Source organism: Flavobacterium sp., from assembly GCF_013822155.1.
GTDB lineage: Bacteria > Bacteroidota > Bacteroidia > Flavobacteriales > Flavobacteriaceae > Flavobacterium.
Map to the genome: position 1 here is coordinate 1 of NZ_PNJW01000021.1, position 15,262 is coordinate 15,262.

The 15,262-nt window shown below is 33.5% G+C and carries 10 protein-coding genes and 2 tRNA genes; 3 read left to right on the forward strand and 9 right to left on the reverse strand.

All coding sequences use genetic code 11. From position 1 onward, the window contains the following. Positions 1–150 precede the first annotated feature (150 nt). Positions 151–732, reverse strand: coding sequence for a tRNA-(ms[2]io[6]A)-hydroxylase (locus C0512_RS07040; RefSeq protein WP_290860042.1), 582 nt, complete (start codon positions 730–732; stop codon positions 151–153). A gap of 75 nt (positions 733–807) precedes the next feature. On the opposite strand from C0512_RS07040, the gene C0512_RS07045 reads away from it, so the two are divergent. Continuing rightward, complete coding sequence (locus tag C0512_RS07045) at positions 808–2,028, forward strand: glycosyltransferase family 4 protein (protein WP_290860044.1); 1,221 nt, start codon at positions 808–810, stop codon at positions 2,026–2,028. Between the two features lie 49 nt (positions 2,029–2,077). Here C0512_RS07045 and C0512_RS07050 read toward each other — a convergent pair whose 3' ends face one another. From C0512_RS07050 to porU, 5 genes are all read right to left on the reverse strand, one after another. After that, complete coding sequence (locus C0512_RS07050; RefSeq protein ID WP_290860046.1) at positions 2,078–3,697, reverse strand: pyruvate dehydrogenase complex dihydrolipoamide acetyltransferase; 1,620 nt, start codon at positions 3,695–3,697, stop codon at positions 2,078–2,080. 5 nt (positions 3,698–3,702) lie between these two features. After that, entirely contained in the window at positions 3,703–4,701 is a 999-nt protein-coding gene (gene pdhA / locus C0512_RS07055; protein ID WP_290860048.1) for a pyruvate dehydrogenase (acetyl-transferring) E1 component subunit alpha, read from the reverse strand. A gap of 175 nt (positions 4,702–4,876) precedes the next feature. Continuing rightward, the gene (gene cdd, locus C0512_RS07060; RefSeq protein ID WP_290860050.1) at positions 4,877–5,359 is read right to left on the reverse strand and encodes a cytidine deaminase; all 483 of its coding nucleotides are present in this window, start codon (positions 5,357–5,359) and stop codon (positions 4,877–4,879) included. A gap of 70 nt (positions 5,360–5,429) precedes the next feature. Continuing rightward, positions 5,430–6,602 carry a type IX secretion system outer membrane channel protein PorV gene (gene porV / locus C0512_RS07065; protein WP_290860052.1) on the reverse strand — a complete coding sequence of 391 codons (1,173 nt, stop codon included), beginning with the start codon at positions 6,600–6,602 and terminating at the stop codon, positions 5,430–5,432. A gap of 39 nt (positions 6,603–6,641) precedes the next feature. Next, a complete protein-coding gene (gene porU, locus C0512_RS07070; protein ID WP_290860053.1) occupies positions 6,642–10,481 on the reverse strand; it encodes a type IX secretion system sortase PorU in 3,840 nt (1,279 codons plus the stop codon). Positions 10,482–10,686: 205 nt separating this feature from the next. On the opposite strand from porU, the gene gldJ reads away from it, so the two are divergent. Together gldJ and murF are read left to right on the forward strand one after the other, a co-directional pair. After that, the gene (gene gldJ, locus C0512_RS07075; protein WP_290860055.1) at positions 10,687–12,399 is read left to right on the forward strand and encodes a gliding motility lipoprotein GldJ; all 1,713 of its coding nucleotides are present in this window, start codon (positions 10,687–10,689) and stop codon (positions 12,397–12,399) included. 65 nt (positions 12,400–12,464) lie between these two features. Beyond that, complete coding sequence (gene murF, locus C0512_RS07080) at positions 12,465–13,748, forward strand: UDP-N-acetylmuramoyl-tripeptide--D-alanyl-D-alanine ligase (protein WP_290860057.1); 1,284 nt, start codon at positions 12,465–12,467, stop codon at positions 13,746–13,748. 5 nt (positions 13,749–13,753) lie between these two features. Here the strand turns inward: murF and C0512_RS07085 are convergent. The 3 genes from C0512_RS07085 to C0512_RS07095 form a co-directional block, all read right to left on the reverse strand. Continuing rightward, positions 13,754–13,828, reverse strand: a tRNA-Val gene (locus C0512_RS07085). Between the two features lie 40 nt (positions 13,829–13,868). Beyond that, positions 13,869–13,943: transfer RNA gene (locus C0512_RS07090), tRNA-Val, on the reverse strand. A gap of 69 nt (positions 13,944–14,012) precedes the next feature. Continuing rightward, a complete protein-coding gene (locus C0512_RS07095; RefSeq protein WP_290860059.1) occupies positions 14,013–15,233 on the reverse strand; it encodes a folylpolyglutamate synthase/dihydrofolate synthase family protein in 1,221 nt (406 codons plus the stop codon). Positions 15,234–15,262 lie beyond the last annotated feature (29 nt).

Here is a 15,262-nt window from a genome sequence, read left to right on the forward strand (position 1 = left end):
AAATGATATTGAGTCTGGAAGAAATGAATCACTATTAAACCTTTGGTTTAATGAAAAACACAGTAATTAATTTAAGTATTCTAAACTACGATAATTAAATGTTTTTAAGGCTTGAAATATATGAAACTAGTTGTTTAGTTCAATTCATAATTAACCATGAACAGTTTCTTTTTTCCCATAATTGGTAATTAGTTCTCCTTCAAATTCGAGCCATTCTTGCCAACGTTTGTCTACATTTACTTTTTCGGAATATTTACGGGCAAATTTTAAAAAAGTTGTATAGTGATTAGCCTCACTAATCATTAATTCTCGGTAAAATTCTGCTAATTTTTTGTCTTTGATGTTTTCGGAAAGCACTTTAAAACGTTCACAACTTCGGGCTTCAATCATAGCAGCAAAAAGTAAACGTTCAATTAATGCATCGTTTCGGGTACCGCCTTTTTTGGTAAATTTAATAAGCTGGTTGACATAGTCGTCTTTTACTTCTCGACCAAATTCAAAGCCACGTTCTTGAATGATGTTGTGTACCATTTGAAAATGTTCCATTTCTTCGATGGCAATTTTGGCCATTTCGGTGACTAATTCAACATTTTCAGAATTGTTGGTGATGATGTAAAGTGCATTAGAAGCTGCTTTTTGTTCGCACCAGCAATGATCGGATAAAATTTCTTCGAGGTTTGATTCGGCAATATTGGCCCAACGTGGGTCGGTTTTGAGTTTTAATCCTAACATGATTCACTTGATTTGATACAAAAATAATGCTTTTTATTTGAATAGAATTGGCTCATTAATTACTATTTTAGTGCGATGAATGCATTTGAAAATAAACGGATTTTAATTATTGGTTTTGTTTGGCCGGAGCCGAAATCGTCTGCCGCCGGAAATAGGATGATGCAGTTGATTTCTTTTTTTAAGGAGAAAGGAGCGGAAATTATGTTTGCAAGTACGGCTTCGGAAACTGAATTTTCAGAAGAGTTGAATGATGTCGAACGAAAGCAAATTGCATTAAATTGTACTTCTTTTGATGATTTTGTGAGGGAATTGCAACCTGATTTGGTTTTGTTTGATCGATTTATGACAGAAGAACAATTTGGGTGGCGTGTGGCTCAACAATGTCCGAATGCCATGCGAATGCTGGATTCGGAAGATTTGCATTGTTTGCGTGAAGCCCGACGATTGACTGTTTTGAAAAACAATCCGTTTGATTTGAACAATGATTTAGCAAAGCGGGAAATTGCTAGTATTTATCGATGTGATATTACGTTGATAGTTTCGAAATTTGAAATGGAATTGTTACAAACGCATTTTAAAGTACCGAAGTTTCTTTTATTTTATTTGCCGATTTGGGTTGAAAATAAAACCGTGAATTTACCAACTTTTGAAGAACGAAGTGATTTTGTATTTATTGGTAATTTTTTACACGCACCCAATCACGACACGGTTGTTTATTTGAAGGAAGTTATTTGGTCGTTAATATTTGAAAAATTACCAGAAACAAAAATGCATATTTACGGTGCTTATCCGACGCAAAAAATATTTTCATTGCACCAACCGAAGATGAATTTTTATGTTCATGGCAGAGCAGCAAGTTCTTTTGAAATGATTTCTAAGGCAAAAGTGTTGTTAGCTCCTATTCGTTTTGGAGCCGGAATCAAAGGGAAATTATTGGAAGCGATGGAATTTGGTACACCAAGTATAACTTCGTCAATAGGTGCAGAAGCAATGAATGGTGATTTTTTGGGGAATGGATTTGTAACCGATTCACCGGATGATTTTGCTGAAAAAGCAATTGAATTATATCAGAATAAACCAATTTGGTTACAAGCTCAACAAAATGGTTTTGAAATTGTAAAGCATTGTTTTTCGAAAGATTTGTTTGAGGATACTTTTCTTGCATTTGTATTGGATAAGTTTGAAAATTTGGAAAAGTATCGAAATGATAATTTTACCGGATTATTATTGATGCATCATTTTTTGCAGAGCACGAAGTATATGGCGAAGTGGATTGAGGAGAAGAATAAACAATAAAAAAGCGAGATCAAATTGAACTCGCTTTTAATTATATATTCGGCTAAATCTATGCCAACATAGTCACCGGATTTTCTAAATACGTACGTAACGTCTGAAGAAATTGAGCTCCCGTTGCACCATCAACCGTTCTGTGGTCACAAGCTAAAGTTACTTTCATAGTATTTCCAACAACAATCTGTCCATCTTTAACAACCGGTTTTTCGATGATTGCACCTACTGAAAGAATTGCAGAATTTGGTTGGTTGATGATTGAGGTAAATTCAGTAATACCAAACATTCCTAAGTTTGAAACTGTGAAAGTACTACCTTCCATTTCGGCAGGTTGAAGTTTTTTGTTTTTAGCTCTTCCTGCTAAATCTTTCACAGCTAAACCAATTTGTGTTAAACTCATTTGGTCTGTGAATTTCAAAACAGGGACAACTAATCCGTCTTCAACAGCTACTGCAACGCCAATGTTTACATGATAATTAATGACAGTTGCTTCTTCATTCCACTGAGAATTTACTCTTGGATGTTTTTTCAACGCCATTGCACAAGCTTTTACGACCATATCATTAAACGATACTTTCGTGTCAGGAATTGAATTTATAGTTGCTCTTGATTTCATAGCCTCGTCCATTGCAACTTCAATTGTTAAGTAGTAATGTGGAGCCGTAAATTTAGATTCAGAAAGACGACGAGCAATAGTTTTACGCATCTGTGAATTTTTCACTTCTTCTGAAAAAGATTCGCCAGCAGGAACAAATGGTTGAACAGCAGGTTGTGTACTTGAAGTAACAGTTTCCGTTGTAGAAGCTGGAGTTACTGGTGTAGCTGAAGCCGTAAAGTTTTCTACATCATTTTTTACAATTCTGCCATTTTCTCCTGATCCTTTCACTTGGGAAAGGTTTATTCCTTTGTCTTTAGCAATTTGTCGAGCTAATGGTGAAGCAAAAATTCTACCACCGTTTGTTGTTGTTTCAGTTTCTTGTTTTGATTCAGGCTGAGTTTCTTTTGTTGCTTCAACTTTTTCAGTTTTAGGAGTATCACTACCACCTTTGGTATAGTTTTCTGCAATTCCGGAAACATCCGTTCCGGCTGGTCCGATAATAGCTAGAACACTATCAACAGGAGCAGATTGTCCTTCTTGAATACCAATGTACAATAATGTACCGGCATTAAAAGATTCAAATTCCATGGTGGCTTTGTCTGTTTCAATTTCGGCGAGAATATCGCCTTCTTTTACAGCATCACCTATCTTTTTTAACCAAGTAGCGACAGTTCCTTCAGTCATCGTATCACTTAAACGAGGCATTGTAACTACAATAACACCCGCAGGAATTGCCGTTGCAACTTGTGGTTTAGTTTCTTCAGTTTTTGGTGTTTCTGATTTTGATTCTTCAATTTTTGGAGCACTTCCTCCGACCAATAAACCTGAAATGTCTTCCCCGTCTTTACCAATAATTGCTAAAAGTGAATCAACCGGAGCCGATTGTCCTTCTTGAATACCTATGTGTAATAAGGTTCCTGAATGAAATGATTCAAACTCCATTGTCGCTTTATCTGTTTCAATTTCAGCTAAAATATCACCTTCTTTTATTGTGTCTCCAACTTTTTTAAGCCAAGTAGCTACAACTCCTTCGGTCATTGTGTCACTTAAACGCGGCATTGTTATAATTTCTGCCATAGCTGTTATAGTTTATGAGATATAAATGGATAATTTTCTTGGTCATATACCACATCATACATTTGTTGTACTTCAGGATATGGTGATTCATCAGCGAATTTTTCACACTCTTCAACTAAGTGTTTTACTCGTTCATCAATTGCTTCAATTTCTGCTTCTGTTGCATAATTGTTTTCTTTGATAATATCTAAAACTTGTGTTATTGGGTCAATTTTTTTATACTCTTCAACTTCATCTTTACTTCTGTATAATTGAGCATCTGACATTGAGTGACCTCTGTATCGGTATGTTTTCATTTCCAAGAAAGTTGGTCCATCACCTCTACGAGCTCTTTCAATGGCTTCGTGCATGGCTTCAGCTACTTTTACAGGATTCATTCCGTCAACTGGTCCACACGGCATTTCATATCCTAAACCAAGTTTCCATACATCAGTGTGATTTGCAGTTCTTTCAACAGAAGTTCCCATAGCGTAACCATTGTTTTCACAAATAAAAACTACAGGAAGTTTCCATAACATGGCCATATTAAAAGCTTCGTGTAATGAACCTTGACGAGCGGCACCATCACCAAAATAGGTTAAAGTTACACCCCCGGTGTTAAAATATTTATCAGCAAAGGCCATTCCTGCTCCAACAGGTATTTGAGCTCCAACAATTCCATGCCCGCCAAAGAAACCATGTTCTTTAGAGAAAATGTGCATAGATCCACCCATTCCTTTAGAAGTTCCGGTTACTTTACCGTAAAGCTCCGCCATTACTTTTTTCGGGTCAACACCCATTGCAATTGGTTGAACATGGTTTCTGTAGGCTGTAATCATTTTATCTTTAGATAAGTCCATTGCATGTATAGCACCTGCCAAAACAGCTTCTTGACCGTTATATAAATGTAGAAATCCTCGAACTTTTTGTTGGATGTAAACGGCAGCTAATTTGTCTTCAAATTTTCTCCAAAACTGCATGTCTTCATACCATTGCAGGTAAACTTCTTTGGTGATTTTTTTCATTTTTTTATTTCTTGAATCTTTTTGTTTGAATTGTTTTTTCTCAAGTATATTATAATAATAAAATTGCGAATAGCAAAAATAAGACATCCTTAGTAGATGTAAAAATATAATCGAATTAAAATGATAAACTTTATAAAAAGTTATTTACGATAACGTTATCGTTATGAAATTTTATTTACAAATAGTTTTTATCGAAAACTAATGGCAATAAATTGGTAAGTGAATCGGATTTGTAAACTTCTCCGGATTCACCCATGAAAAATATTTCAATTGGGGTATTTTGTTTAAATTCGTATTCAGCAATTGATTGACGACACGAGCCGCAGGGCGGAATGGGTGAGTTAACCGGTTTTTCATCGGCAGTTGCAGTTATGGCTAATTTCAAGATTTTAGCGTCCGGATAAATTGCTCCTGCCTGAAAGATAGCCACACGTTCTGCACAAAGACCAGAAGGGTAGGCAGCATTTTCCTGATTAGAACCTAAAACAATTTTTCCATTGTCTAGTAAAATGGCAGCACCAACTCTGAATTTGGAGTAAGGAGCATATGCTTTTTTTCTGATTTCAATAGCCAATTCCATTAGATTTTTTATTTCTTCTGGAAGTTGTTCTTTGTTGTCAAAAACTGAAAATACAGTTGTGATAGTAATTTTTTTCATAAAGTAAGGGGGAAAAAAAATCCAAATCTCGAGTTAGAAATTTGGATTAATTTTTTATTATTTTTTCATTCTAGTATTCATCATATTTATCTCCAAAATTAAACGTCAGCGTAAAACGTAACGTGTTTTCTAATGGGTTTTTAACATTTGAAGCAGACATTAAATAGGATACATCAATTTTTACTACATTGTATTTAAATCCGGCACCAAAAGAGAAAAATTGTCTTGCTCCTTTTTCCGGACTCTCATGAAAATACCCAAGGCGAAATAAAAAGGCATCTTGATAGGAATATTCGGTTCCTAATGCCCAAGTAATTTCTTTTAACTCTTCACTAAATCCATCTGGAGCATCGGTGAAGGATTGAAACATTCCTGAAACCCATCCGATACTGTTATATTCGTCATTAACAATAGTTTGGTCTAATCCGTCTATAACACCATCTCCATTGACATCTGTAACTTCTTGAGGTGTTGGAACCATTAATTTGTTTATTTCAGCATTCAACGTGATTTTATTGTATTCGTCGAAAATAAAATCAAATCCACCTCCTAATTTCATATTCGCAGGTAGAAAATTCGAGGTTAAATCAGAAACATCAGCATTATAATTCATTTTTGGACCCATATTTTGAAAATTGAATCCAGCTCTCCAACGACCGTTGAAATCGTCAAAAGCCACTTCTTCAGATTGAAAATAACCGGCTACATCAACGGCAAAAGTACTTGCGGCTGAAGCATCACCCGAGGCATCCGGAATTTTTAATTGTGAACGAATATATCGTGCAGCAACAGCCATAGAAAAACTAGAGCTCAGCTGCAATGAATAAGAAACATCAAGTGCTAATTCATTTGGACTTACGATTATTGGTACATCGTCATAATTTTCTCTAAGCTCAATATCACCTAAACCAAAATAACGTAGGCTTCCGGCAAAAGCACTTCTTTCATTAATTCTGTTATAGTAGTTTAATTGACCTAATGAAATGTCATTAACAAGGTCAGTTAAATAAGGGGTATAACTTACACCGACTCCAACTTTATCAATTGCAAAGGCATATTTAGCAGGATTCCATTGTTGAGAAAAAGCATCGGCAGAAGTTGCTATACCAATGTCTCCCATACTGGCAGACCTTGCATCTGCGGCAATTAATAAAAAGGGTACTGCTGTAGTAATTACTCTATCTTGAGCAAATGTGTTGTTATAAGCAAGGATGCAAATTAAAATTACGGTTATTTTTTTCATTATAAAAGCTGGATAATAATTAACAAATATAGTGTTTTCTTAAAGGATTACAAGTTTTTCAATTTTTTCGGACTTTTTATTAGTGATGCTGGATTTGACTGTTAGTTTATAAATGTAAACTCCTTTGCCAATTCGGTCACCAAAATCATCTTTTCCATCCCATGTAATTTCTCTTGATAGAAAACCATCGGTATTTACGACTTGATTGATAGTTTTTACAACTTTTCCGGTAATTGTGAAAATTTGGACTTGAACATCTAAAGGTTCAAAAGGATGATTATGTGAAAACCAGAATTGTGTGTAATTAACAAAAGGGTTTGGATAGTTCAAAACATTTGTAAGACTGATGGAATCTTCACCCACAACAATAAATTGAATTTCTGCTGAAATAGGATTATTATAAACGTCCCATGCTCTAAAAGTTATTGTATGAAGTCCTGTCGCCAAATTAAAAAACGGAAACCTAACTCTTCCTTTTTTATAATTATTTAACTCTGTTTCGTAGTAGTCATTTAAAATATAGGGTTTGTTTTCGTCGCCATCTAAAATAGCTACAATATCATGTCCGATTCCACTAGCTGTATTGATTCCGTTTTCATCTTCCAAAAAGGCTAAAAATATGGGATTTTCGTTAGTGATTCCACCGGAAATAAAAGTTTCGTCATTCATGTATAATCGAACGGTTGGCCCAACGTTATCCTCCGGAGCATTTGCATTTATACCTCCAATTTTAATAGAAGTATCATAACCGGATTGATTTTGCAGCGTTGGCTGTTGCGTTTTAGCATAGAAACTGATTCTGCCATTTCCAACAGGAACACTAATGTCACGAGGAACAATGAATTCAAATTCAAATAATCCATTTGAAACAGTGGCATTTCCTCTAAAAATAGTTTCTCCTAGAGTTTGAAAATTCATGATAATTAATCCCGAACCATTTGTTGTTCCATCATTTCCTAAGGTGTTTCTGTTAATGTTTTTATCAAAAACCTGAATAGCAATATCGCCATTATAGTCATTTAGAAGAGCATCACCATTTAAATTTCTAACTTCACCGGTTAGCTTAACTTTGCTTAATGCATTGAATATGAATGTAGAAGATTCAATAGGGGTGTCGTTTACTTTTGTTAAAACAATTTTTGGTTTAGGAATGGGTAAAATGATGGCCGGATCACCAATGTAAAACACCATCAATGTACTGCTATTGTAGTCGTTTTTTGCTCTTCTTAGTGCTTCTGCAATAGATAATTCTTCGGTAGAATTAAATCCGTATAAATAGGCGGAGAAAAAATTATTTATATCCTGTCCTGTTTGAACGCCAATTTGCCGTGTTGTTGTAACCAATGAAATGGCACCACCTTTCGGATTCCAATAGGTGTATTCTCCTGCTGTTGGTCTATAGGGATTGTCGAATCTGGTAAATTCACAGGTTACGGTCACAAATAATGGGTATCGGTATCGATTATTTAAGTTTTGAGCATCTGTTTTTTCGAAAAGTCGTTCAGAGGCTAATTGGTCTTCTCCACCATGACCAAAATAATTAAATACCAATGAACCTTGTTCTATTGCATTTTTCAATTCTTGTTTAACTTTCGGATAACGTTGACCACCAGCTGATGCTTCTTGAACAAAAGAATCAGAATGGTACTTCATTACATTTACGTATGGATTTTCAATACTGATTGTATTTCCTAAGTTGTCCAATTGTTGTTGAATAACGCTTTCCCAACTTTCATCGACATCGTCAGAGACTAATGTAAATAAGTTACGCCATCTGCCATAAGATTTAATATCGTGGTATTCAAGAACTTTATCTACTAATTCCTTAGCGTCTTGCAAATTAGAAACCAACATTCTTCCTACCGCAAGGTCTAAACCATCAGCTCCTGAAGTCATTAATCCTTCATTAGGGTCCATCATAGTATAAAAATCATCGGACATCGTTGAGCTTAACAATGAATTACTCACTAGGCTGTGAAAAATCGGGACAATGTTTGTGTTGTTTGGAATTCGATTTTTGTAATCATAGGAAGCATCACCAAAAAGATTTAAGTATTTTATTCTTTTTTCAGCAGATGAGGCATTATAATAAACGTATTTGATTAGGTTTCTAATAGCACCAATATCTTGTTTGCCTGCTGAAAATTCCTGATAAATTTTATCAAGTGTGATGACTTTTACATTTAATTGAGAATTTACTCTGTGAAATTGTGCCAACCTTTCTGCTTCTGAAGCTAAATTTGAGGGAGTAATAATGATATAATCGATATCTTCAAACTGACCTTGATTGTTATTGAAAATAGTGCCTTTAATATTTTGATTGATAACTTTTGTTTGCGATTCTTTTAAAGGTGTATAATAATCAGCTGGATCAATCGCAATATATTTTCTGACTTCTCCTAAGTTTGCTTTGAAGGTAAAATTAGCTAAGCCAGTATTTTCTATTTTACTTACATCATAAATTGAAGTTATATCCCAGACTTGAGAAATGGCAGAAGCATTCGTAAGTTGATATTCTCCAATTCCTAGTTGTGAACCGGATGCCAAATTTTGAAAACTAAATTGTTTACCAAATCCCTTTAAGTTTCTCTTTGCTTTTGAGGTTATAAAGTTTAAATATCCTTTAGCACTAGGCACGCCACTATTATTGTAAGTGAGTTCTACTGTAATGTTTTCAATTGCAGTGATGTTAAGGTTGTTGTTTGCAGTAGAAAAAAGAGTGCCGCTATTTGAAGGGATAGCACTAAAGGTAGCAGTTTGTTCTTGTCCTCCTGCTTTTATTTTTAAATTGGAATTGGAAAAGGAAACCGCTGCGGAGTTTACTGTAATTGATATTGGGCTGGTTGTGTCAATATTAGGAAAAGTAAAATCAAAAGTTAGTGGTGTTTGGGAAACAAATTGTTCACCATACCAATTTCTTCCAATTTTGCCAATGTTGTTAAGGTCTTTTTCATAAAATTGATAATCATCAAAAGTAGTAAAAACATTAGTAGGAGCACCTTCAGGCTGAACGATATTAGGTATCCTTTTACCATTATCACCTTGTGTAGTTACATAATAATATGATTTTGTGTCGTAAAGATTTAAATTAGTCAAACTTTCAGTGCTCCATTGGTCAACACCTTCTGCATAAAATATAATGTAATCCTCATTATTAAAAACACCGTCTTCTTCTCCAATAAATTGGATTGCATTTTCTGCTAAATCAGAGGGGTATTCAACACTATTTAATAAAGGAATCATTCGGCCTCCATTGCCATAAATTTTAATTTTTTGAGGATTAACATTCGTATTCATACCCAATTGGTTTAAGAAATTCTTGGAAATTTTATAAACGCCTGACTTTTCAATATAAAATCGATACCAATCTCCGGAAGCTAAAACTGAATTTTGAATTGAATTAAAATCAAAAGTTGTTTCATTTTTTAAATTTACAGAAGTAGAATTGGCATAACTGAAAGTTAATGATTTTACTTTTTTAAAACCCTCATTTGTTTTTATTATAGGTGAAAAAGAGAATAAAATTTGTTTCAAACCTCTTGCGTTTCCATTCTTTATAGAGGCATTTATGCTGTTTGGAATGTTTTTTATTGTCAAATCGCCCAGTTCATTTTGTGAAATAGATTCATAAATAACAGACGAAATCTGTAACGATTTTTCCTCGATTGGAGTTGTAACGGTTAGTTTGTAATTAAAATAAATTGACCTGTCAACATCGTTAAAATAAAAATTAGCAAATTGAAATTGAGGAATAGATAGGTTATAGGTGTCAAAAATCAATTTTTTATTCTCTTGCCAAGAAACATCTAGCTTTACAGAGTTCTGAGCATAAAAAAATAAGGTGTTAAAAGCTATATAAAGGAGTAAAATCTTTTTCATATCTAGGAATAAACGTAAGGTCTGCAAATTTATTACAATGTATAATTTTTTCAATGTTTTTTTACACATACTAAATAAATATTTTTTGCGTTATAAGTTTGTTAAAAAACGCTAAATTTGTATTTTTGACAATATTTTTAAAAAACTGTTGTAATATAAAGGTTAATTCCTATATTGCGGCACTAAATTTTACCTACTTAAAAGTATGAAAGTAAACAAAAATGTGACTTTAAAACTGCTACTAATGTTAGTAGTTATGTTTGGTTTTACTAGTTGTAGTAAAAAGTCAAACTCTAAAAATTCTTCAACTGCAACCGGTTGGAAAATCAACGACAAAAAAGGTGGTTTTCAGTACGCTTCTAACTTCAAAAAACAAGATGCTGCCCCCGGTCTTATTGCAATTGAAGGTGGAACTTTTACTATGGGAAGAGTTCAAGATGATGTAATGCATGATTGGAATAATTCGCCAAATCAGCAACATGTTCAGTCATTTTTCATGGACGAAAGTGAAGTAACCAATCTAATGTACATGGAGTATTTAGACTGGTTAAAAAGAATTTTTGATCCAAATCAAGACAACTACAAGAATATTTATGTTGGAGCTTTGCCTGACACACTTGTTTGGAGAGATCGTCTTGGGTATAATGAAACTATGACAAATAATTACTTGAGACATCCTGCTTACAAGGATTATCCCGTAGTAGGTGTGAACTGGATTCAAGCGGTAGAGTTTTGTAAATGGAGAACAGACCGTGTCAATGAAGACATCTTAGAGAAAAATAAATACCTTAAAAAGGATGCTAAATTAATGGATGCTACGGCAGAAAAATCATTTAGCACAGAAACTTATATTAATTCTCCTACACTTACTTATGGAGGTGATGAAGAAATTGTTCTTAAAGGTAAAGGTGGTAAGTCTAAACCTTCAACCAATCGTGAAGGAGAGACAGTTGAGCAAAAAAATGTTTACGCACAGAGAACTTCAGGATTAATTCAGCCTGAATATAGACTTCCAACTGAAGCAGAATGGGAATATGCCGCTGTTGCAAATGTTGGTAATAGAGAGTATAATCTTTATCAAGGTAAGAAGAAATACCCATGGTCTGGTAGTTATACCCGTTCAGGGAAAAGAGCCGTAAAAGGTGATCAGTTAGCAAACTTTAAACAAGGAAAAGGTGACTACGGCGGAATTGCTGGTTGGTCTGATGATGGTGCTGATATTACGCAAGTAGTTAAGTCATATCCGCCAAATGATTTTGGTTTGTATGATATGGCTGGAAATGTAAATGAGTGGGTAGCAGATATTTACCGCCCTATCGTGGATGATGAAGCGAATGACTTCAACTATTATAGAGGTAACGTTTACATGAAAAATAAAATCGGTGAAGATGGTAAAGTAGAAATTGTTACTAGTGAAAGTGTAAAATATGACACATTAGCGAATGGTAAAATAATTGCTAGAAATTATCCTGGTCAAATTGCTCAAGTACCTGTTGATGAAAAAGAGACTTATTTGAGACAAAATTTTGATAAAAGTGATAATAGAAATTATCGTGATGGAGATAAACAATCAACTCGTTTCTTTGACTTCGGTGCAGAAGATGATGGTGGAAAAGTAGCTGAGTCAAAAAAGATGTATGATTCTCCACAACATCAAGTTAGTGTTGATACTGCATCATCTGAAATGATTAGAAAATATGACAAATCATCGAAAAGAACAACTCTTATAGATGACAATGTTAGAGTTTATAAAGGAGGTTCTTGGAGAGATAGAGCTTATTGGTTAGATCCTGCTCAAAGAAGATACTTTCCACAAGAAATTTCAACAGATGATATTGGTTTTAGATGTGCAATGTCTAAAGTTGGACCAAAATCTAATAAAAAATCGGCAAAAGGGAAACCTAAAGCTTCAAGATAACATTTATTGTTTATTTATTTAAAAAGCCCTTTTTAGGGCTTTTTATTTTTAATTTTTTTTAGTTTATGGATATTTCAAAAATTCATTCCTGTTTTTTGCTTTGTTCTTCAGTTTCAATTGATACCCGAAAAATAAATACTAATTCGTTTTTTGTTGCATTAAAAGGAACAAACTTTGATGCAAATACTTTTGCCAAGCAGGCTTTAGAAAATGGAGCTGCTTATGTCGTAATTGATAACGGAGATTATTATATTGATGAACGAACCATTTTGGTAGAAGACTCCTTAAATTGTCTCCAAGAATTAGCTAAATACCATAGGAATTATTTAAAAACACCAATTATTGCATTGACAGGTAGTAATGGTAAAACAACAACTAAGGAATTATTTCAAGCTGTTTTATCTCAAAAATATACTACTAAAGCTACTGTTGGTAATCTAAATAATCATATTGGAGTACCTTTGACCTTGTTATCATTTACTAAAGAAACTGAAATTGGAATTGTTGAAATGGGGGCTAATCATCAACAGGAAATTGCTTTTTTATGTGACTTAGCCAAGCCTGATTTTGGTTATATTACAAATTTCGGAAAGGCTCATTTAGAAGGTTTTGGAGGGGTTGAAGGAGTGATTAAGGGCAAAAGCGAAATGTATGATTTTCTTCAAAAGTTTAATAAAAAAGCTTTTGTAAATTTTGATGATGCTATTCAATTTGAAAAAACAACGTCAATAGACAGAATAGTTTTTAGTCTAGTTAATCATGAAGCAGATGTTTTTATTGAAAAAGTTGAAGCTAATCCTTTTGTTAAAATTGTTTATGATGGGATAGACATTCAATCGAACTTAATAGGCTTGTACAATGCTACAAATATTATTGCAGCAATCACAGTAGGAAAATATTTTGAAGTTGCATTGAATGATATTGAAAGAGGTATTGAATCTTATATGCCAGAAAATAACAGATCACAAATCATATTTAAAAACGGAAATGAAATCATACTAGATGCCTATAATGCTAACCCAAGCAGTATGGACGTTGCTTTGGATAATTTTATTCAATTGAAAAAAGCAAATAAAGTTATAATTATAGGTGATATGTTTGAGCTAGGAGATGAAAGTAAAAAGGAGCATCAAACAATTGTAAATAAATTAATTTCGCAAGTTGATTTTACTTGTTTTTTAATCGGAAAAGAATTTTATAATTCTAAAATTGAAAATAAATACCTTAGTTTTTTCCTTTCATTTGAAGATTTTTCAATTTTTTTAAAAGAAAATAAATTTGAAAATGATTTTATCCTAATAAAAGGTTCCAGAGGAATGGCTCTAGAACGAACATTAGATTTTTTATAAAAAAGTGGGTCATATTGGATTCGAACCAATGACTTCCACGTTGTCGACGTGACACTCTGAACCAACTGAGTTAATGACCCTTTTGAATAAAAAAACTCCCTAATTTCTTAAGGAGTTTTGTGGGCGATGAGGGGTTCGAACCCCCGACCCCCTCGGTGTAAACGAGGTGCTCTGAACCAGCTGAGCTAATCGCCCGATTAGTGCTTGATTGCGAGTGCAAATATAGAACAGTTTTTTGTTTCTACAAATAAAAATGTAAAAAAATTATAAAATTTCTGCTACAACAAAAGTACTGCCACCTATATAAATAAAGTCATTTGGACTGGCATTCTTTAAAGCATTATTATAAGCTTCTGAAACAGAAAGATATACTTTTCCGATTAATTCAAATGTCAAAGCTTTTTCCTTTAATAATTTTTCGTTCAAACCACGTGAAATATTGGGTCTACAAAAATAATAGGTAGCTTTTTTAGGAAATAAAGGTAAAATGTCATCTAAATCTTTATCATTGACTACTCCTAGCACAATATGAAGGTTTTGATATTTCTCTTTTTTAATTTGATTTAATACAATTGTTAAGCCATGTTTATTATGAGCTGTATCACAAATTACTTTTGGATTTTTATTTACTTGTTGCCACCTGCCTAACAGTCCTGTATTTTGAACCACTTTCATAAAACCATCTTTTATGTTTTTTTCTGTGATGGTAAATTCATTTTGATTTTGCAAAACTTGAATTGTTTGCAGTACTGTTTTTCTGTTTTGAAATTGATAATCTCCTAACAATTCAGTGGGATATACCTCTTTTATTAAATCCGCGGCATAATAAATTTCAGATTTATTTTCTTTTGCTTTTGCCGCAAAAATTGGTTTTGTTTCAGTAGTATATTCTCCAATTACTACAGGAGATAAAGGTTTAATTATTCCTGCTTTTTCTTTTGCAATTGCTTCAATTGTATTGCCTAAAAATTGCGTGTGGTCTAAACCAATATTTGTAATTACAGAAATTAACGGATTAATAATATTTGTAGCATCCAATCTGCCTCCTAATCCAACTTCAATAATGGCAATGTCTATATTTTCCTGAACGAAATAGTCGAAAGCTAGTCCAACAGTCATTTCGAAGAAACTTAAATCATTTGATTCAAAGAAAGGTTTATGTTTTGAAACAAAATCAACTACAAATTTTTCTGAAATTTCATTTCCGTTTATTTTAATTCTTTCTCTGTAATCTTTTAAATGAGGAGAAGTATACAACCCAACTTTATAACCAGCTTCTTGAAGGACTGAAGCTAGAAGGGAAGACGTTGAGCCTTTTCCATTCGTTCCGGCTACATGAATGGTTTTTAGTTTTTTCTCCGGATTTCCTAAATAATTTGCAAGAAGTATTGTGTTAGTTAAATCTGCTTTATAAGCAGAAGCTCCTTGTTGTTGATACATTGGAAGTCGGTTAAAGAGCCAATTTACGGTTTCCTGATAATTCATTGTTTTCAAAAAATAAACCCCACAAAAGT

Bases quoted from the DNA above. Each gene is read 5' to 3' on its own strand.
- C0512_RS07050 (WP_290860046.1), bottom strand. From the start codon at position 3,697: ATGGCAGAAATTATAACAATGCCGCGTTTAAGTGACACAATGACCGAA.
- gldJ (WP_290860055.1), top strand. From the start codon at position 10,687: ATGAAAGTAAACAAAAATGTGACTTTAAAACTGCTACTAATGTTAGTA.
- C0512_RS07045 (WP_290860044.1), top strand. From the start codon at position 808: ATGAATGCATTTGAAAATAAACGGATTTTAATTATTGGTTTTGTTTGG.
- pdhA (WP_290860048.1), bottom strand. From the start codon at position 4,701: ATGAAAAAAATCACCAAAGAAGTTTACCTGCAATGGTATGAAGACATG.
- C0512_RS07040 (WP_290860042.1), bottom strand. From the start codon at position 732: ATGTTAGGATTAAAACTCAAAACCGACCCACGTTGGGCCAATATTGCC.
- porU (WP_290860053.1), bottom strand. From the start codon at position 10,481: ATGAAAAAGATTTTACTCCTTTATATAGCTTTTAACACCTTATTTTTT.
- porV (WP_290860052.1), bottom strand. From the start codon at position 6,602: ATGAAAAAAATAACCGTAATTTTAATTTGCATCCTTGCTTATAACAAC.
- cdd (WP_290860050.1), bottom strand. From the start codon at position 5,359: ATGAAAAAAATTACTATCACAACTGTATTTTCAGTTTTTGACAACAAA.
- murF (WP_290860057.1), top strand. From the start codon at position 12,465: ATGGATATTTCAAAAATTCATTCCTGTTTTTTGCTTTGTTCTTCAGTT.
- C0512_RS07095 (WP_290860059.1), bottom strand. From the start codon at position 15,233: ATGAATTATCAGGAAACCGTAAATTGGCTCTTTAACCGACTTCCAATG.